This window comes from Corallococcus sicarius, assembly GCF_003611735.1.
Taxonomy (GTDB): domain Bacteria; phylum Myxococcota; class Myxococcia; order Myxococcales; family Myxococcaceae; genus Corallococcus; species Corallococcus sicarius.
Map to the genome: position 1 here is coordinate 1 of NZ_RAWG01000202.1, position 17,462 is coordinate 17,462.

Sequence of the window (17,462 nt, forward strand, 5' to 3'; positions counted from 1 at the left end):
GGCGGAGCTGGGGCGGGGCGCCTCGGGACGGGCGGTCGCGGTGGTTTCCTCCTTCGGTGAGGCGCAACCCGGTGCGATTCCCAGCAGCAGGAGGGTGTGAAGCAGGACGTGTCTCATGGTGCAGCGCCTTCCGGGGCAGGAGCGCCGAAGGTGTCGGCGTGGAATGAGGGAGCCGGTGCGCAGCAGCGCCGCGGTGGACCGGCGGAAAGCAGGGCGTGGCTCGTGGCGTGGATGTGCGCGCCGCGGCGCTGCCCCCGTGTCGAGGGGAGGCAGGCCGTGCTCAGGGGGTGGCTTCTTTCGTGGCGGACGCATCGAGCGCATCAATGAGAAGCCGGGCTCGCATGCGCGCCAGCGCCTCACCCGCCAGCGCATGGCCCAGGCGGATGCGAGCGTGGGTGCGTGCACGCTGCAGGCGCACCACTTCGAGGACCGTGGTGTCTCCGGCGCGGAAGAGCAGCTCGCCCAGTCTGGCGGCCTCCTCGGCACCGGGAAGCAGTGTGCCGCGCAGCACCTCCACCACCTCGTGTGAGTGCTCCACCTCATGGAACGCGAGCGCCAGCCCTGAAGCCGCCGCGGCGGCGGCCTCCATGCCTTCACCCTCCAGCCGCGCGGCGTTCGCCAGCAGGGTGCCACGCTCGCGTTCGGCATGGTCGAACACGGGAGGCGTCAGGCCCACTGTGGCCACTCCCCCCACCGCGCCGTCGTACTCGCGCAGGGCCGCGACGCCGAGCTGCAGTTGGAACCCCTTGGCCGCCTTCGCCTCGTCCGCGCGGGCGCGCTCCGCACGGGCCAGCGACAGGCGAAAGGTCACCTCCGGAAGATCCGCGGCTCGCGCCTGCAACGCCGGCCACTGTGACTCCGCGGGCAGTGCCACTTCGGGCAGTGGGCCCGTCGCGGTGACGGGAACCGCCTGCCGTGCACCCACCTGTCGGGAGAACTCCGTGCGGTGCGCTACGGCCACGCCTTGGACGTCCAACTCCGTGAGTCGCGCATCGGCCGCGTAGGTCGCGGCCTCCGCCACGTCCAGCTTCGTCGCCGCACCCAGCGCCGCCGCGGACTCCACCGCCTTGCGGAACGCGTCAGCCAGTCGCACCTCCTCGGCCGCTCGTACCTGAGCCTGCTCCGCGGCCCACAGCGACAGCCATGCCTCGGCGACGGTCAGCCGGCGGGCCAACAGCGCGGAGCGGGCCTCTTCCGACAACGTCTGTGTCTCCAACCGTGCGGCTTCCTTTCGCGCGGTGCCGAGGCCGGAGAGGTGGAACGGCTGGGCCACACCGACGCGCAGGTCCAGTCCGCTCCCCGCCGCGGCCGAACGCCGCCAGCCGGGCTCCACCACGAGCTGTGGGTTGGACAGCGAAGAGACCCGGGACACCTCGGTGCGCTGGGACACCACGGCGCGCGCGGTGGCGGCGGGCAGGGGGGCACGTTCCGCCAGCGCGAGCGCCTCCGCGAAGCTCATCGGAGTCGGTTCGGGCGAGGCGGCGAGCAGGAACGCGGTCAGGGCAACCACCATGCGAGGCACCGTAAAGGCCTGTCGCGAGAGCAGCTTGAGACGTCTGTGAGAGGAGTCTCAGAGAACGCCGAACCCTGTATCGAGCACGTAGCCCTGCTTATGGCGTCCCGGCTTCTTCGATGGAGGGACGGGGTCGATGAGCTGCTCTGGGCGGCAGCGAAGCACCATGGGCTTCAGCGTCTCGGCGGCCGCGGAGCCTTCTTCGTTCGCTCGCCCATGACTCCAGACGCGGCGGCCCGCAGGAGGCGGCGGAAGGTGGGGCATTCCATGTGGCTCGGCGCGGGACAGGCAGCGGCGTGCCTCAGGCCGTCGCGCACGGCGGTGAGCTTGCGGAGCGTCCTGTCCAGCTCCTCCGCCTTGGCCGCGAGCAGCTTGCGGTCGATGCGCGGTCGCCCGTCCGACGCGAACATCCGCGCGATCTCATCGAGCGAAAAGCCGGCGTCGCGCCCCAACGCAATCAGTGCCAGCCGTTCCAGCACGCCCGCATCGAACAGACGGCGCAGGCCCCTCCTGCCGATGGAGGCGATCAGCCCCTTCTCCTCGTAGAACCGCAGCGTCGAGGCAGGAACGCCGGACCGCTTCGCCACCTCGGTGATGTCCAGGTCTGCCATGCGCTTGACCTCAAGTTGACTTGAAGTGGCACAGTGCAATCTCCACTTCACGAAGGCAAGTCAGCAGGAGGAGACGCACATGGATGCCACGCCCCCGAACGAGGACGAACAGACGAAGCTCTGGAACGGCCGCGCCGGACACGCCTGGGTCGACGCGCAGGAGGTGCTCGATGGGATGTTCAAACCGTTCAAAGACCTGCTGGTCGAAGCGGTCTCCCCTGAAGCCGGGGGTCGGGTGCTCGACGTCGGCTGCGGCACGGGCGGCCCCCTGCTCGCCGTCGCGCGGCGGCTTGGAGCGAAGGGCCACTGCGTCGGCATCGACATCTCGGAGCCGATGATCGCCTTCGCCCGGACCCGCGCTGAACGGGAAGGCACGCCGGCAACCTTCATCCGCGCCAACGCGCAGGACCACGCGTTCGAGCCTGCGAGCTTCGACCTGATCATCTCGCGCTTCGGCGTCATGTTCTTCGACGACCAGGTCCGGGCTTTTGCGAACCTGCGGCGTGCCGCGAGGCCCGACGCCGAACTCCAGTTCATCGCCTGGCGGAGTGCCGCGGAGAATCCCTTCATGACGACCGCCGAGCGCGCCGCGGCACCGCTCCTGCCGAACCTCCCCGCTCGCCGGCCAGGAGCGCCCGGGCAGTTCGCCTTCGCGGACCAACATCGGGTCGCCTCCATCCTGGCGGAGAGCGACTGGGCCCACATCAAGCTCGAACCCATTGATGTCGCCTGCACGCTGCCTGAGAAGGAGCTGCTCGGTTATGTGACCCGGCTCGGTCCCGTCGGCATGCTCCTACAAGAGGCGGACGACCCGACCCGCAGGCAGGTCATCGAAACGGTCCGCGCCGCCTTCGAGCCCTATGTGCACGGAGCGGAGGTCCGCTTCACCGCTGCCTGCTGGAAGGTCACCGCCCGAGCCAGTTAGTCGCACCGCTTCGGACCAGCATGGCGAGGAGGAACGAGAAGTAGCTCATGGCCGCCAGCCGTCCGGAACGGCTTCGCGGACTCCGGGTCTTGAAGAACAGGGCCAGGTTGAGGACTCCCAGCACCACGGGCAGCACGAAGAGCCAGGCTGTTGCCTGTGACAGGGTCTCCGCCTGCCACGGGCGCGTGAGTCCCAGGTAGAGCCCCGCTGCTCCCGTGACCATCGCGAAGGCGATGAGACTGCTCGCCACGGACCCCACTTCGTCGGAATACAGCTTCACTCCCGGCTTCGCCGTCCCGGGCCATGCGGTCTTCCGCATCACCTCCCAGTGCAGGTACAGGAACACGAGGCCCAGCACGGCGAACAGCCCCGCGGGGTTCAGGGGCCGGCCCGTGCGCTCGGCATTCGCCACCCAGACGTAGAGGCCGTGGCCTACGTGCAGTTGGATGGCGATGCCGATCATCAGGAACATGCTCCGCTGGTACGCGGCGCTGTGCTTCTCCAGCCACCAGAGAAGCAGGGCGTGCGCCATGATTCCGAGCAGGATGAGGGCTCGCACCCACGACACGGCCAGGTTCGTCCCCAGCAGGATGACGGCGCACACGGAGAGCGCGACGTACAGGCCCTGGAAGCTGACATCTCCTTTCGCCAGTCCCCGGTCCGGGTTGTGGATCCGGTCGTAGTCGTAGTCGCGCAGCTCATCCACGATGCGCATGAAGTAGCCCACGCCGAAGATGCTCAGCGCCACGTGCAGCAGGTCCCATGACGGCACCAGTCCCTGCCCGTCCAGCACCTGGAACATGCCGTCCAGGCTCACGCACCAGAGCGAGATGACGGCCAGGTAGAACAGCGGCGGATACCGCTGCACGGAGAAGCGCATCACAGCGCGAATCATGGCTCCCCCAGCAGCGTGACGATGCCCGTGGAACCATCCACCCGGACCCTGGCGCCATCCGGGATCCGCGTCGTCGCGTGCGCCACGCCCACCACCGTGGGGATGCCGAACTTCCGGCCCGCGATGGCCGTGTGCGACAACATCGAGCCTCGCTCCACCACGATGCCGCCAGAGGCCAGCATCAGGAACAGCCAGCCCGGGTCCGTCTCCTTCGCGATGAGGATGTCTTGCTTGCTCAGCGAGCCCACTGCTCCGGGATCCATCACGACGCGCGCGACGCCCTCGACGACTCCCGCGCTTGAACCGAGCCCCTTGAGCAACGAAGCGTCGTCGCTCGCTGCCTCCACGGCCCTCGGTACTCCATCCGCCACGCTGCCCACGGTGGTGAAGTCCCGCGGTGGCTGGCGCTCCGTGTTGTCCTGCTGCTCCCTCCTTCGCAGCCGCGCGAGCTCACCCAGGTTCCGGGTCACGCTCCGGCCCTCGAAGTGGTCCATCACCTCCTTCATCGTGAGGTAGTGCACGTCCAGCGGCGCATCGAGCACGCCCCGCTCCGCCATCCGCTGGCCTAGCGCCGCGAACACCTGCCGGCTGAAGCCGAAGAGCTGGCCTCGCCAGAACCGACTGTCCTCTCGCAACCCGATGACCTGGCGCAGCCGCTCCAGGAGCTGCTGGAGCGCCAGCTTCCTCACCGGATGTCCCTGGAGCAGCGTGGTCAGCTGCGCCTCGGCCTCCTTGCGCCGTGCCAGGTCGGAGGACCTCAGCTCCGCCCTCGTGACGGACGTGCGCGCGTAGGACTGGACCACACGCACCAGCTCCCACGGCGTGTCCCGCAGGCTCGGGCGCTCCACGTTCAGCTCCTGAACGCCCCGGTCGCCGTACTCGCTCAGGTGCTCGCGGAACGTCCTTGCGAAGGCGGGCGCGACCTCTCCGGCCGCGAGCCGCCGCCACACCTCCTCCGCCTCCTCTTCCGCGAAGAGCTTCGACAGCGCCGGGTCCGCGCGCACGGTCTCCGCGAGCGCCACCGCGGAGAGGAGTGCGTGCGTGCTCGCATCCGGCCGGGCCCCGCACAGCAATCCCACGAGCAGCGCGCTGGGATCCTCGTCGGTCCACTGCTTCAGCAGCCGGCTCGCCAGCCCGTAGAGCGTGTTGATGTACCAGTGGTTGATGAGCGTCAGCCCCCACCAGTTCCCCACCCCGGTCCAGATGTTCCGGAAGTGGTGGATGAGGACCAGCGGGTCCTCCCTCGCCGGTGCCAGGGCGCGCACCTCCGCGAGCGTCCTCTTCCACCACGCTTCGAACGCGTCGAAGTCATGTTGGAACGTCGCGGTGACACGCAGCGCGCCCGCAACCGAACGTCCCAGGGCGAACGCGTAGCTCGCGGTGCTGGGAAAGCTGTCGCGGTGGCCGGGCAGTCGGATGAACAGCGAGGCGTCCAACTGGAGCACATGCTCCAGGTCCCGCATCGACGTGAGCGCGACGAACGGGTTGATGCCGTTGACGTGCATCAGGTTCGACAGCGAGTGGTAGACGCGCCCGTCAATGAACCCCAGCATGTTCTGGAACGCGGGCGTCTGGTCATGCAGGGCCCGCGCGTCCGCGCCCCACATGCGGCGCACGCAGTCGTAGAAGATGACCTCGTAGAAGTGGCTGGCGAGCGAATACGTCAGCGGTGTGGTGACGCCCGGGAAGCTCTCCGAGACATTCGCGCAGCTCCACACGCGGATCTTCCGGAAGTCGAACGCGATGGGCCGCGATTGCAGCACGTGCAGCGTCCCGTCCTCGGTGAAGGTGCCCTCGATGTCCTGGGGCACGCCGAAGCTGCGCTCGATGTCCTGTCCCAGCGTGGCCAGCCGACCCAGCTCCGCGTCCGTGAGGCAGGGCGCGTCCCGCAGTTGCTCCGGCACGGGCCAGCTGAGCAGCTCGCCGCCGGGCACCGGGTTCTCACACAGCATCTCCGCCTTGTGGCCCAGCTCCCGGTCGATGTGGCCCGTCTGCGGATGGAGGAAGTAGTGGTCCACGCCGACCTTCTCCTGGACGACGCCCTCTCCAATCCCGTGCCCCGCGACCACGAGCGTCTTGCGCTCGGTCGTCTTCGGGTCGCAGGTGAAGAGCACGAACGAGCGGCGCCCCGGCACCATCCGCTGGATGCCCACCGCCACGGTGAGCCCCTGCACGTCGCGTCCCTGCGACAGCCGATAGATGAGCCCCTCCGGCGTGTACCCCGAAGCCCAGCAACGGCGGATCCGCTCCATCAACGTGCCGCGCCGCACGTAGAGGAACGTCGAGCTCACCCCGGCGAACGGATCCGCCTCCGAGTCCTCGCTGTCTCCCAGCGCGCGGGCCACGACGGAGGCACGCACCGCCACCACCGCTTCGGTGCCGAAGGTCCGGTCGAACGCGTCCAGGATGGACGCCTCCACCCCGGCCGGGAGCGGGACCTCCACGAAGAGCCGTTCAATCTCCTCGGCGACCCGGCGGATGTCCTGCTGGGACGTGCGGTCCACCGTCGACGTGAGCTGCTCGATGGTGGGAACGAGGGGCCGCGCCACCTCCTGGAACATCGTGGTGGTGAGACAAAAGAACTCGGGGACCGGGAAGCCCTCGCGTGCCAGGTGTTGCTGGCGCGCGAACTTCTGGCCGACGTGGCGCGGGTCTCCGGCCTCGGTCATGGAGACAAGGGGCGATGGCGAAGTCATGGCGGGGGTTCCTTCAGGAACGAAAGGCATTGAGTGCGCTTCGCAGGGCGTCCACCGGGGACCGCGACAGCAGGTCCTCCAGGCCGGGCACCGCCGCGAGCCGCGTGACATCCAGACACTGTGAATGCGTCAGCAACTCCAGACGTTCGGCCACCGCCCGGACACGCTGGCGGGGGTCTTCCCGCAGCGCGCGCAGGAGCCAGTCAGGGACCGAGATCTTCACGGTGGGCCGGGCCAGGCCCAGCCCCTCCGCCACCGTGCCCAGGAACTCCGAGCGCACGAGTGGACGCGAATAGGCGACGTTGAACGCCTGCTGTTCGGGACGCGGCGTCTCCACCATCCGTCGCGCGAGCGTCCAGAGGACGCGGCCCAGGTCGTCCACGTCGATGAACGAGAACGCCACGGCATCGTCACCGGCCTGCACGCCCCGCTTCAGGAGCTTCACCATCGCGGGAAGGACGAACCGGTCCCCGCGCCCGAGCAGGAAGCGCGGCCGGAGCAGCGCCGCGTGGAGGCCCACCCGGATGGCGTGCTCCGTGATGAGCGCCTCGGCCGCCACGCGGGAGCGGGCCAGCGGCGTACACGGGCGCAGCGGATGGTCCTCCGTCACGCCCCCATGAGGCCCCGGGCCGTAGACGGACATGGAGCTGCCGTGAAGGACGCCCCGGCAGTCTCCCGTGAGCCGCGCCAGCAGTCGCTGCGTCCCCTCCACGTTGGTCCGCTCGAAGCCCGTGCCGTCGGTGTCCCGCTGCTTCGTGGCGAGGTGCAGGACGACATACGGGTACGGGGGAAACAGCGCGTCGGGGATGCCGTGCAGGTCTCCTTGCACGACGTGGACGCCATCGCCCCAATCCCTCCCGTCGGGAGTCCGCACCAGCACGTGCACGGGATGCGCGCCGCGCTGGCGCAGAAACGCCTGCCCCACCATGCCGGTCGCGCCCAGGAGCACGACGCCGAAGCCTCCGGGTGGTGCTACCAGAGCCATGGGACCAGCCGCTTGCGACTCGCCGCGTACTCGGCGTAGCCCGGGAAGGAGCCCAGCAGCAGCCGCTCCTCGTGCCGGATGCGCAGGAGCACCGCCGGAACGAACAGCAACACGAACACCGCGAGCCCCGGCACCGCCGGGAAGACGAGCAGGTAGCCCACGTGCGCCAGCAGCATCCCGGTGTAGGCCGGGTGCCGGAGCTTGCGGTAGACGCCGCCCGTGACGAGCAGGCTCGCGTCCGGCAGCCGCACCCGGTGCGAGTACGCCCGCCCGAGCGTGCGGATGGCCGTGAGCCGCAGCGACACCCCGGCGATGAAACAAAACAACCCCACCGCGCGCGGCACCGGCCCCTGCTCCAGCGTGGGGAACGCCACCGCGAGGAGGATGGTGGCCAGGCGCCCCACCGCGTAGAGCTCGAGCGTGGCGCTGTCTCGCTCGGCGGTGGGCTTGCGCGTCTCGCGCAGCGTCACCCGGCTCTCCAGCAGCATCCACGCCAGGTACGCGCCCAGCATCACGGCCGCGAGAGGCCGGCTCTCCTCCGGCGTGCGCAGCACCTGCCGGATGCCGAGCGGGATGAGCAGCCCCACCCCCGTCACCAGCAGCAGCGTGGGCATCCACCGATGCAGGTGCTTCATGACGCCGCCTTGCCAACGGCGCCAATCTGGCCTGCGTAGCAGCACGCCCCCTGCTGCCAGCCCTGGACGGAGATCCACAGGCGGCCCCGGCGTCCTTCGGTCCGCACCGGCTCCGCCCACTCCGGGAGCCGGAAGCTGGAGAAGGTGCGGATCACCATGGGCACGTCGTGGCGGACGAACTGCTGGAACTCCAGCGAGAGGCGGGTCATCACGATGACCCAGTCGAGCGGCATTCCCACCAGGTGGAGGGTCGCCATGCCCGCCTGACGCGCGATCTCCGTGAGGAGCATCCCCTGGACGTGCTCGGACGGATGGTCGAAGTGGAACTCCGGCGACTCCACGAAGGTGTTGAACTGCTGGAACGCTCCCACCCGGCAGGCGTTCGCGAGCAGCACGTTCGCCGGGTCCCTCTTGTGGACGAGCACCGGGTCGATGCGCGCCATCGGCAGGGACTCCCCTTCCCCGAACAACTGCCGGCCCTCGGAGAGCGGGTTGCGCACCGGCACCCGGGCGAGCAGTTCGGAGAGGTTCTCCGGCGGGGCCTTCGTCCAGCGGCCCCCCACGTCCACGCCCACCGGCGTGGCGTCCGCCCAGTCCGCGAGTTCGCGGTGCTCGTGGGCCCGCGCGCCCACGTAGAGACCGCAGTGGTTTTGGAGGACGGCGGCCAGCAACTCCGCCTCCTCCACGTTCTTCACCGGGATGCGGCAGGGGTGCTCGACTTCGGGGAGGACGGACTCAGGGACGAGCAGGAACGAGACAGCCTCCGGCGACGCCACGCGCACGCGGCGCCCAGGATGGCTGGGAATGGCTTCCATGTCTGTCTTTCTCCAACTGAGGGGGAAAGACAGTCTAGGAACCGGCATGTCTCGATACGAGAACCGGGCAAGGCCCGCGGATCCACGCCGGAAGCCTGACGTGTCACATGCGCGCAAGCGACACCGCGAAGGCTACCCGCGCGTCACCGCCGCGCACCCGCCTCCCGTCGGATGAGAAGGCGGGACGGCGGGATGGCACGGTCGATGGTGAACACACGAGGGGGGTGGGACCCGGGCCCCATGCGACGTCTGGCGAACAGTCAGGCGGGCCCCCGGTTGTGGAGGGAGCGGACCGTGAAGAGGGTGCGGCCACTCGGCGAGTGTGAGTGAGGGCCCTTCGGGGCTTCCGAGTGCGCGGGACGGGCGTTGGCGGGAGGGGTGGGCATGCGTACGGGCAGCGGTCGGGCGTGGCTTTCGGCGTTGGCACTGATGGCGGTCAGCGGTCCGGCGGTGGCGTCCGGCACCAGCGTGGGCGGACCGGATTCGGTGAGCGTGCGCCGGCTGGCCGCGCTGCCGGACGAAGAGCTCATGTCCGGCTTGGACGCGAACGTTGAAACCCAGCCCTCCGTCACCTTGAACGGCCAGCTGTATTTCTTCACCGGCCGGCGCGTCACCGACATCGAGGACAGACCCCTGAAGCTGTGGGCCACGGATGGCACCGCCCAGGGCACCCGCTCTGTGCAGGACCTGCTGCCGACCTCCGCCGTCATCGATCACATGACGCTGTCCGCGGTGCCCGGGCGCATGTTCTTCACCGCCTGGAGCAGCGGCACCACCGGCCGCGAGCTGTGGACGAGCGACGGCACCGCCCAGGGCACCCGGCTCGTGCGCGACATCCAGCCGGGCGGAGCCAACGGCCTGCGCCTGCCCACCGCGCTCGTTCCCTTCGGGGACTCCGTGCTGTTCGCCGCCGAATCCAGCCTCCACGACAGCGAGCTGTGGAAGTCGGACGGCACCGAGGCGGGCACCGTGCGCCTCAAGGACATCGCGCCCGGGGCGCAGGGCTCCTCCCCGTCCATCCTCGGCCGGTGTGGCGACGCCATGCTCTTCAGCGCCAACGGTCCCGAGGGCCGGGAGCTGTGGCGCACGGACGGCACCGAGGCGGGGACCCGGCTGGTGCGCGACGTGCGCGTGGGCGCCGAGTCCTCCGACCCCGCGTTCGCCGCCGTCCTGGGCTCCACCTGCTTCTTCACCGCGGACGACGGCCAGCACGGCCGCACGCTGTGGAAGACGGACGGCACCCAGGCGGGCACCCGCCCCGTGAGCGACCTGGTGCCGGGCCCCACCGAGCCCGGCCTGAGCCGGTTCACCGTGCTGGGCGACAGGCTCCTGTTCTTCGTGAACGACAACGGCCGGCTGGACCTGTGGAAGACGGATGGCACCGAGGCGGGGACCCTGCCGGTGAAGCCCGTGCCCGGCAGCTACAGCCTCAACGAGCCGGCGCCCACGCTGGTGCGGGCGGGCGCGCGCGTCTACTTCATGACCTGGAGCCTGGACTCCAGCGGCCGGCTGCTGTGGGTCACGGACGGCACGTCGGCGGGCACCCGCATCCTCCCCACGGTGCAGGCGGGGGCCCCGCTCACCCTGGCCGCCTGGGGTGAAGAGCTTGTCTTCATCACCCTGCCCAACATGTGGGGCAGCGAGCTGTGGCGCACCGACGGCGTGACGGGCAACACGTACCGCCTGGCGCGGCTGCCGTCGCACCGGAACTTCATCCCGAAGAAGCTCCTGCCCTTCGGCGACGCGATGCTCGTCGTGTCCGGGGATGGCTTCGCCGGCCCGGCACTGTGGCGCCTGGACCGCGACGCCACGGCACCCGCCTTCCTGGAGTGCCCCGCCCACCTCGACGTGGCCGCCACGAACCCCCAGGGCACCGAGATGCACCTGGCCCCTCCCGCGCTCACCGGCGGACAGGCGCCCTTCACGGTGCGCACCAGTCACCCTGAGGGCACGCCGCTGTCCATGCCGATGAGCTTCGGTGTCCGCTACCAGGCCGAGGATGCGCAGGGCCGCGTCGCCGCGTGCGTCATCGACGTCACCGTGCGCGACCTGACGCCGCCCGTCCTCAAGGGCTGCCCGACGCAGCTCACCCTCAACGCGCGCTCGCCCAAGGGCGCCATCGCGTTCTACCCGGCCATCCAGGTGACGGAGGAGACGGGCAACGACATCGTCATCACGTACAGCCCGGAGGACGGCAGCCTCCTGCCCCTGGGCACGACCCGGATGACGATGACGGTCCAGGACCGGGCGGGCCACATCAGCACCTGCTCCTTCCCCGTCACCGTGCGCGATGGGCAGCCTCCCACCCCCGCCTGCAAGGTGGGCGAGGTCCGCGTGGAAGCGGAGGGGCCCGACGGCGCGCACGCGTCGTGGCCGGAGCTGACGTCCAGCGACAACATCTCGTCGCAGACGACCGTCACCAGCTCCCATGCCTCCGGGGACCTGTTCCCCATTGGCATCACGCCCGTGCAGCTCACCAGCACGGACGAGGCGGGCAACAGCAGGACGTGCGAAATCCAGGTGAAGGTGCGTGACACGCGGCCGCCCGTCCTCAACTGCCCGGCGGACATCGCGCTGGAGACGGCGGTGCTGTCCGGCACCCGCGCCGAGTACCCGCTCGCCACCGCCCTGGACAGCGTGTCCCCGACGCAGATCAGCTACAGCCCGGAGCCCGGCTCGCTGCTGTCGCCGGGGGAGCACTCGGTGCGGGTGACGGCGCTGGATGCGGCCGGCAACGCGGCGCTGTGCAGCTTCCAGGTCTCCGTGGAGTACGACCCCACGAGCGACATGCAGCGCGGCCTGGGGTGCTCCGTGGGCAGCGGGCCGGCCTCCGGCGCGAGCTGGGCGGCGCTGCTCCTTCTTGGCTGGACGCTCTGCCGCCGTCGCAAGGGCGCCCCGTCGGACGCGTGAGCATGGACCGTGGCGGCGCGGGGGACTTCCGCTACAGTCCCCCGTGCGCCCCATGGACCTCACCCTCTTCTTCGTCGGACTCGTGAAGGTCGTCTTCGGTGGCCTCGTGGCCGCGCTCGGCATCGGCCTGGGGATGCACGGCCTTGGCCGCCTGCTGGACAGCCACCCCGTGGAGGAGCTGCGCCAGGGCAACATCGCCGCCGGGCTGGTGCACGCGACGAGCCTCGTGTCGCTCGGCCTGCTCGTGCAGCACGCGTTGAAGGCCACCGGGGACGCGGTGGACATCGCGGTGCAGAACCCGCCCGTGTCGCCCGTCGCCGTGCTCCAGTTGATGGGCCTGTCGCTCGTACACGTGGGGCTGTCGCTGGCGGTGGGCGTGGCGGTGCTCGCGTTGGGCGTGCGCCTGTTCGACCGGATGACCCCGGGCGTGGACGAGATGGCGGAGGTGCGCAAGGGCAACATCGCGGCCGCGCTCATCCTCTGCGCCTTCCTGCTCGTCATCGCCCTGCTCACCGCGCCCGGCCTCCAGGCCGCGCTCAACGGGCTCATCCCCTTCCCGCAGCTCCCCACCGGCATGCTGCGCGCTCCCGCCTGAGGCCCGCATGGTCACGCGCTCCTGGAACGGGAAGACGAAGCTGCTGCTCGCGCTGGCGCTGCTGGGCATGGCCCTGCTCACCGCCCTCTGGCGCCTGGACGTCCGCAGGAACGCCGGCCGGCTCGCGGAGTCCGGGTGGACGGAAGAAGCCAGGGACGAGGCTCCGCGGGAGGCCTCGCAGGACCTGGGCACGGTGCTCGTTCCCCAGGACACGCCGCTGGAGCGGGCGCGCGCGTATGACTGGCGCGTGGAGGGGCTGACGCCTCCCCGGCAGCAGCTGGCGTTCGGCCTGGGCGAAGCCGAGGAGCACGGGCTGGAGCAGGCGCACCGCGACTACAGCCGGAGCCTGCGCTACCGCGCCATGGGCCCGGAGCGCTTCACCTACGTGGCGCCCCCGGGGTGCGGCGCGGACATGCGCTGCATCTACGCGGAGCTGATGCGCAGCAACGCGGCGCCGGTGCGCGTGCTGGGCGAGCGCTTCGCCACCTCCATCCGCGAGCGCGGCCTGGACGCGGCCCAGGCCACCGAGCTCATCCTCGGCTTCGTGCGCCGCGTGCACTACGAGCTGCCCGGAGACGACCCGTTCGGCATCGTCCCGCCGGGGCTGGTGCCCGCGCAGGACCGCGGCGACTGCGACTCCAAGGCGGTGCTCGCGCTGATGCTGCTGCGTCAGGCGGGCGTGGACGCGGTGATGCTGTACTCGGATGCGCTCGCGCACGCGGCCATCGGCGTAGGCCTGCCCGGCACCGGCACCCGCATCGCCTTCGGGGGGCGCGGCTACCGCTACGCGGAGCTCACCGCCGAGGGCTGGCCCCTGGGCATGATTCCCCCCCAGTACAACAAGCCCCTGCTCTGGCGCGTCCTGCCCCTGCCCGACGCTCCGGGCTGAGAGGTCTGGAGCTTCCCACTGACTTCCGGTATTCCTGCTCTATCAGGGATGCGCCTCCAGCTGGCATCCCTCAACCGGACAGGGAGCAGGCACATGGAAGCCAGGCATTCGCGGACGTGGTGGGTGCAGCGGTTCTTCGCCGTGGGGCTGGCGGTGGCGGCCGTGGGCTGTGGCGCGGCGCAAGAGGCGGACGGCGCGCAAGCGACGCCCAGCGCGGTGGAGCAGGCGCTGGGCGCGTGCACGCACCAGGTCACCACCAACACGTACGTGGGCCCGGACTACTGGGGCACGCTCGTCATCAAGAACACGGGCACGGTGGCCATCGCCAATCCGCAAATCGCGCTCGACGTGCCGTCGGGCGTGACGTGTGACGATGATCAACCCGGCTGGACGCACACCCAGAGCAACCGCACGTGTACGTACACGCGGACCTCCGCGCTGACGGTGGCGGTGAACGCGTCGTACACGTTCAACTACTCCAGCAACTCCAACACGTCCTTCACGGCGACCAACGTGAGCGTGCAGTCCGACAGCTGCGGGGGCACGACGCCGCCCCCGGGCCCCGGCCTCACCGCGAACCAGAAGAAGGTCGCGGAGGCGCTGACGAGCATCTGGGAGAACGACACCCCCACGCTCAACTACGCCTATTCGGAGAACATCGGCGACGGGCGCGGCTACACCAGCGGGCGCGCGGGCTTCTGCACCGGCACCGGCGACGCCATCCAGGTGGTGCAGTGCTACCGGGCCCTGCGCACCGAGGCCAACGGCAACCGCCTGGCGAAGTACTGGAACGCGCTCACCGTCATCAACAACCGCTTCCTGTCCACCGGCCAGTCCCAGGCCTCCACCGCGGAGCTGGACGCCGTGGGCAACTGGACCGCGGACTGGGCGGCGAGCTTCAACACCGCCGCGACGAAGGCGGACTTCAAGCTGTGCCAGGACCAGGTGAGCGACGCGCTCTACTACACGCCCATCATGAACGAGGCCACGCGCTGGGGCTTCACCCAGGCGCTCACCAAGGCGGCGCTCTACGACGCGGCCATCAACCACGGGGAGAGCGGCGTGAAGGCCATCATCCGCAACGCCAACACGGCCCTGGGCAACAGCGGCCAGGTGGCGCCGGTGATTGGCTACAACGGCATCACGGAGAACGCCTGGCTCCAGAAGTTCCTGGAGAAGCGCCGGGACGTGCTCGCCGCGGACTCCACCTGGGTGCAGGCGGTGGACCGCGTGGCCGCGTACGAGAAGCAGCGCCGCGTGGGCAACTGGAGCCTGGGCACCGCCCTGCGCAACGACGTGCGCGCCCGCGACTGCTGGGGCACCACCTACCCGGCGAGCGGCTACACCGTGCGCGTCATCAACCCGGACGGCACCTGGAGCACGCCCGCCTCGTACACCTACGCCTGCCAGTAGGGCCGGGGCCGGCAGCTCGTCGGGCAGGCCACTGGCAGGCCACTGCCCGACACGGGCCCTGACGGCGCGCTGGCCGCCAGGGCGCCTGGGATGGCATGACCTGCCCCATGGCCCGTGACGTCTCGTTCTTCGACACCCTCGGCTCCCTCCTCGCCCAGGAGCGCGAGGCCGAAAAGGCCCGCATGGCCGCGTTCGCGCAAGGACTGTCCCTGCGCGAGCGCGAGGAGCAGGGCCTGTCGGTGCTGGACCTGGAAGCCGTCGAGGAGGAGGTGGGCCTGGGCGGCCGCATCCTCCTCACGCTCGCCCGCGCGGACCGGGGGCGGCTGCCCACGCGCCTGTCCAACGGCGACTTCGTGGCGGTGCTGCCCCGCCGCGCGGAGGTGAAGGACCCCGCGAAGGCGCTCGTGTCGCGCGCCTCCTCCACGCGCATCCAGCTCGCCTTCGACCGCGACCCGCCCGCCTATATCTCCGAAGGGCTGTTGCGCCTGGACGTCGTCCCCAACGACGTCACCTACGAGCGCGTGCGCGCGGGCCTCCAGCGCGTGAAGGCCCTGGACAAGGGCGCGGAGCGTCACAAGCGCGAGGTGCTGCTGGGCAACGAGCCCGCGCGCTTCGACACCGCGAAGGACTTCACCCCCAGCCGCCCGCTCAACCCGGAGCAGCTGGACGCGGCGAAGCGCGCGCTCGCGGCGGAGGACTTCTTCCTCATCCACGGCCCGCCCGGCACCGGCAAGTCCACCGTGCTCGCGGAGGTGGCCGTGCAGGCCGTCGGGCGCGGCGAGCGCCTGTTGTGCACCGCGGCCAGCAACGCCGCCGTGGACCACCTGCTGGAGCTGTGCCTGGAGCAGGGCCTGCGCGCCATCCGCGTGGGCCACCCCGCCCGCGTCGCCGCGCGGCTCCAGGAGCACACGCTGGACATCGTGGTGGAGGACCACCCGGACCGCATCATCAGCCGCGACCTGTTCGACGAGGCCTTCGACCTCTTCGGCTACGCGCGCCGCCAGCGCAGCCAGGGCCGCAGCCGCGACCGCTTCTCCAACGCCCGCTCCTCCACCGCGGAGGCCAAGGACCTGATGGACGAGGCGCGCAAGCTGGAGAAGAAGGCCGTGCGCGCGGTGCTCGCCCGCTCCGACGTGGTCTGCGTCACGCTCGCGAGCCTGGGCTCCGGCATCCTCGCCGGCGAGGAGTTCGACCGCGCCCTCCTGGACGAGGCCACCCAGGCCACCGAACCCCTGGCCCTGCTGGGCTTCCTGCGCGCGCCCAAGGTGGTGCTCGCCGGAGACCCGCAGCAGCTGCCGCCCACCGTGCTGTCGCAGGAGGCAGCGAAGGCCGGCCTGGGCGTGAGCCTCTTCGAGCGCCTGCTCAAGGACCACGGCGACGACGTGAAGCGCATGCTGCGCGAGCAGTACCGGATGAACACCACCATCATGGCCTTCCCCTCCAAGGAGATGTACGCCGGGGAGCTGCGCGCGCACCCGTCCGTGGCGGACCGCACGCTCGCGCAGGTCCTCACGCCCGGCGCGCAGGTGGACGCCCCGCCCGTGCTCTTCCTCGACACCGCGGGCAAGGGCTTCGACGAGGAGGTGGAGCCCACCACGCACAGCCTCTTCAACCCGGGCGAGGCCGGCTACGTCATCGCCCGCGTGCGGGAGCTGCTGGCGCTGGGGCTGTCCCCGCGCGAGGTGGCCGTCATCGCGCCCTACAGCGCGCAGGCCCGCCAGTTGCGCGAGGCGCTGGAGGCCGTGCACCTGGAGGTGGAGGTGGACACAGTGGATGCGTTCCAGGGCCGGGAGAAGGACGCCATCGTCGTCAGCCTCACCCGCTCCAACAGCGAGGGACAGCTGGGCTTCCTCAATGACCTGCGCCGCATGAACGTCGCGCTCACCCGCGCCCGCAGGCACCTGTTCGTCGTGGGCGACTCCGCCACCTTGAGCAGCCACGCGTTCTACGCGCGCTTCATCGAAGGCACGCAGACGGACGGCGGCTACCGCTCCGCATGGGAATGGCCGGACCCGACCTGAGCCTCACGTCCCTGAGCCTCACGTCCGGCATGATTGTCATCCCAACGACTTTCGCCGGCCCTGGAGGGCATCGCCCTGCGGACCTACGCAAGGAGTGCGGGCCGGGTCCGCGAAAATTGTCGGCGCGCTGAACGAAATTTGTCACCTGTCGCACCGCCCTCCGGGGAGGGGTCCGGATTTCAGGGCTTTGGCGGAAGGCTCGGGCCGGCACGAAGGATGCTTCTCCTTCCGGTCAAGGAGGGAAGCAATGTCCCAAGCGCCGGTCGTGACGAAGGAGAATGACGTCTGGGTGATTCGGATTGATCGCCCCAACGGGAAGACGCAGGAGTACCGCTGCGCCACGGAGACCCAGGCCCGGCAGCTGGCCCTGGTGCTCGGCCGTCCCGACTCCGGCGCGCCTCCGCGCCCCGGCGTGTCCCAAAGCAGCATCGTCTAACCCTCTTCAGGGAAGTCCGGTAAGGCGCAGGCCCGCGTGAAGGATGAAGGCGGCGAGAACGTCGTGGCGGTGGCCCAGGCGCACGAATGAAGCGCGTGCCTGGGCGCGCAGCTCGGCGACAGA

General features: G+C 70.4%; 14 protein-coding genes. 7 read left to right on the forward strand and 7 right to left on the reverse strand.

Annotated features, from left to right (window positions below):
* Window positions 1-280: 280 nt before the first annotated feature.
* Both D7X12_RS26825 and D7X12_RS26830 read right to left on the reverse strand, forming a co-directional pair.
* Window positions 281-1,513 (reverse strand): TolC family protein, encoded by a 1,233-nt coding sequence (locus tag D7X12_RS26825; protein WP_120628117.1) that lies wholly within the window; start codon window positions 1,511-1,513, stop codon window positions 281-283.
* Between the two features lie 173 nt (window positions 1,514-1,686).
* A complete protein-coding gene (locus D7X12_RS26830) occupies window positions 1,687-2,124 on the reverse strand; it encodes a helix-turn-helix domain-containing protein (RefSeq protein WP_120628118.1) in 438 nt (145 codons plus the stop codon).
* A gap of 79 nt (window positions 2,125-2,203) precedes the next feature.
* On the opposite strand from D7X12_RS26830, the gene D7X12_RS26835 reads away from it, so the two are divergent.
* Entirely contained in the window at window positions 2,204-3,049 is an 846-nt protein-coding gene (locus D7X12_RS26835) for a class I SAM-dependent methyltransferase (protein WP_120628119.1), read from the forward strand.
* Here D7X12_RS26835 and D7X12_RS26840 read toward each other — a convergent pair.
* The 5 genes from D7X12_RS26840 to D7X12_RS26860 are packed head-to-tail and all read right to left on the reverse strand — an operon-like array spanning window position 3,030 to window position 9,075.
* Window positions 3,030-3,944: a UbiA prenyltransferase family protein gene (locus D7X12_RS26840; RefSeq protein ID WP_120628120.1), complete on the reverse strand. Its 915-nt coding sequence runs from the start codon at window positions 3,942-3,944 to the stop codon at window positions 3,030-3,032. The genes D7X12_RS26835 and D7X12_RS26840 overlap by 20 nt on opposite strands.
* Window positions 3,941-6,640 (reverse strand): PEP/pyruvate-binding domain-containing protein, encoded by a 2,700-nt coding sequence (locus tag D7X12_RS26845; RefSeq protein WP_244224798.1) that lies wholly within the window; start codon window positions 6,638-6,640, stop codon window positions 3,941-3,943. The genes D7X12_RS26840 and D7X12_RS26845 overlap by 4 nt, the downstream gene beginning before the upstream one ends.
* Window positions 6,641-6,653: 13 nt before the next feature.
* Window positions 6,654-7,625, reverse strand: a complete 972-nt coding sequence (locus D7X12_RS26850) for an NAD-dependent epimerase/dehydratase family protein (protein WP_120628122.1) — start codon at window positions 7,623-7,625, stop codon at window positions 6,654-6,656.
* Entirely contained in the window at window positions 7,613-8,260 is a 648-nt protein-coding gene (locus D7X12_RS26855; protein ID WP_120628123.1) for a methyltransferase family protein, read from the reverse strand. Before D7X12_RS26855 ends, D7X12_RS26850 begins: the two co-directional genes overlap by 13 nt.
* Window positions 8,257-9,075, reverse strand: a complete 819-nt coding sequence (locus D7X12_RS26860) for an AfsA-related hotdog domain-containing protein (RefSeq protein ID WP_120628124.1) — start codon at window positions 9,073-9,075, stop codon at window positions 8,257-8,259. Before D7X12_RS26860 ends, D7X12_RS26855 begins: the two co-directional genes overlap by 4 nt.
* A 384-nt stretch (window positions 9,076-9,459) precedes the next feature.
* Between D7X12_RS26860 and D7X12_RS26865 the strand changes: the two genes are divergently transcribed.
* The 6 genes from D7X12_RS26865 (at window position 9,460) to D7X12_RS26890 (ending at window position 17,339) form a co-directional block, all read left to right on the forward strand.
* The gene (locus tag D7X12_RS26865; RefSeq protein ID WP_120628125.1) at window positions 9,460-11,985 is read left to right on the forward strand and encodes an HYR domain-containing protein; all 2,526 of its coding nucleotides are present in this window, start codon (window positions 9,460-9,462) and stop codon (window positions 11,983-11,985) included.
* A 52-nt stretch (window positions 11,986-12,037) separates the two neighbouring features.
* On the forward strand, window positions 12,038-12,580 hold the full coding sequence (locus D7X12_RS26870; protein ID WP_120628126.1) for a DUF350 domain-containing protein: 543 nt from the start codon (window positions 12,038-12,040) through the stop codon (window positions 12,578-12,580).
* A gap of 7 nt (window positions 12,581-12,587) precedes the next feature.
* The gene (locus D7X12_RS26875; RefSeq protein WP_120628127.1) at window positions 12,588-13,469 is read left to right on the forward strand and encodes a hypothetical protein; all 882 of its coding nucleotides are present in this window, start codon (window positions 12,588-12,590) and stop codon (window positions 13,467-13,469) included.
* A 93-nt stretch (window positions 13,470-13,562) separates the two neighbouring features.
* Window positions 13,563-14,882 carry a chitosanase gene (locus D7X12_RS26880; RefSeq protein ID WP_120628128.1) on the forward strand — a complete coding sequence of 440 codons (1,320 nt, stop codon included), beginning with the start codon at window positions 13,563-13,565 and terminating at the stop codon, window positions 14,880-14,882.
* Window positions 14,883-14,989: 107 nt separating this feature from the next.
* Window positions 14,990-16,903 (forward strand): AAA domain-containing protein, encoded by a 1,914-nt coding sequence (locus D7X12_RS26885; RefSeq protein ID WP_120628129.1) that lies wholly within the window; start codon window positions 14,990-14,992, stop codon window positions 16,901-16,903.
* 247 nt (window positions 16,904-17,150) lie between these two features.
* Window positions 17,151-17,339: a hypothetical protein gene (locus D7X12_RS26890; protein WP_120628130.1), complete on the forward strand. Its 189-nt coding sequence runs from the start codon at window positions 17,151-17,153 to the stop codon at window positions 17,337-17,339.
* The last annotated feature ends 123 nt before the right edge of the window (window positions 17,340-17,462 follow it).

What these genes read in the sequence shown, in the direction of transcription:
- D7X12_RS26870 (WP_120628126.1), top strand. Translation starts at nt 12,038, where the DNA reads ATGGACCTCACCCTCTTCTTCGTCGGACTCGTGAAGGTCGTCTTCGGT.
- D7X12_RS26830 (WP_120628118.1), bottom strand. Translation starts at nt 2,124, where the DNA reads ATGGCAGACCTGGACATCACCGAGGTGGCGAAGCGGTCCGGCGTTCCT.
- D7X12_RS26840 (WP_120628120.1), bottom strand. Translation starts at nt 3,944, where the DNA reads ATGATTCGCGCTGTGATGCGCTTCTCCGTGCAGCGGTATCCGCCGCTG.
- D7X12_RS26885 (WP_120628129.1), top strand. Translation starts at nt 14,990, where the DNA reads ATGGCCCGTGACGTCTCGTTCTTCGACACCCTCGGCTCCCTCCTCGCC.
- D7X12_RS26835 (WP_120628119.1), top strand. Translation starts at nt 2,204, where the DNA reads ATGGATGCCACGCCCCCGAACGAGGACGAACAGACGAAGCTCTGGAAC.
- D7X12_RS26860 (WP_120628124.1), bottom strand. Translation starts at nt 9,075, where the DNA reads ATGGAAGCCATTCCCAGCCATCCTGGGCGCCGCGTGCGCGTGGCGTCG.
- D7X12_RS26890 (WP_120628130.1), top strand. Translation starts at nt 17,151, where the DNA reads ATGTCCCAAGCGCCGGTCGTGACGAAGGAGAATGACGTCTGGGTGATT.
- D7X12_RS26825 (WP_120628117.1), bottom strand. Translation starts at nt 1,513, where the DNA reads ATGGTGGTTGCCCTGACCGCGTTCCTGCTCGCCGCCTCGCCCGAACCG.
- D7X12_RS26850 (WP_120628122.1), bottom strand. Translation starts at nt 7,625, where the DNA reads ATGGCTCTGGTAGCACCACCCGGAGGCTTCGGCGTCGTGCTCCTGGGC.
- D7X12_RS26845 (WP_244224798.1), bottom strand. Translation starts at nt 6,640, where the DNA reads ATGACTTCGCCATCGCCCCTTGTCTCCATGACCGAGGCCGGAGACCCG.
- D7X12_RS26855 (WP_120628123.1), bottom strand. Translation starts at nt 8,260, where the DNA reads ATGAAGCACCTGCATCGGTGGATGCCCACGCTGCTGCTGGTGACGGGG.
- D7X12_RS26865 (WP_120628125.1), top strand. Translation starts at nt 9,460, where the DNA reads ATGCGTACGGGCAGCGGTCGGGCGTGGCTTTCGGCGTTGGCACTGATG.
- D7X12_RS26875 (WP_120628127.1), top strand. Translation starts at nt 12,588, where the DNA reads ATGGTCACGCGCTCCTGGAACGGGAAGACGAAGCTGCTGCTCGCGCTG.
- D7X12_RS26880 (WP_120628128.1), top strand. Translation starts at nt 13,563, where the DNA reads ATGGAAGCCAGGCATTCGCGGACGTGGTGGGTGCAGCGGTTCTTCGCC.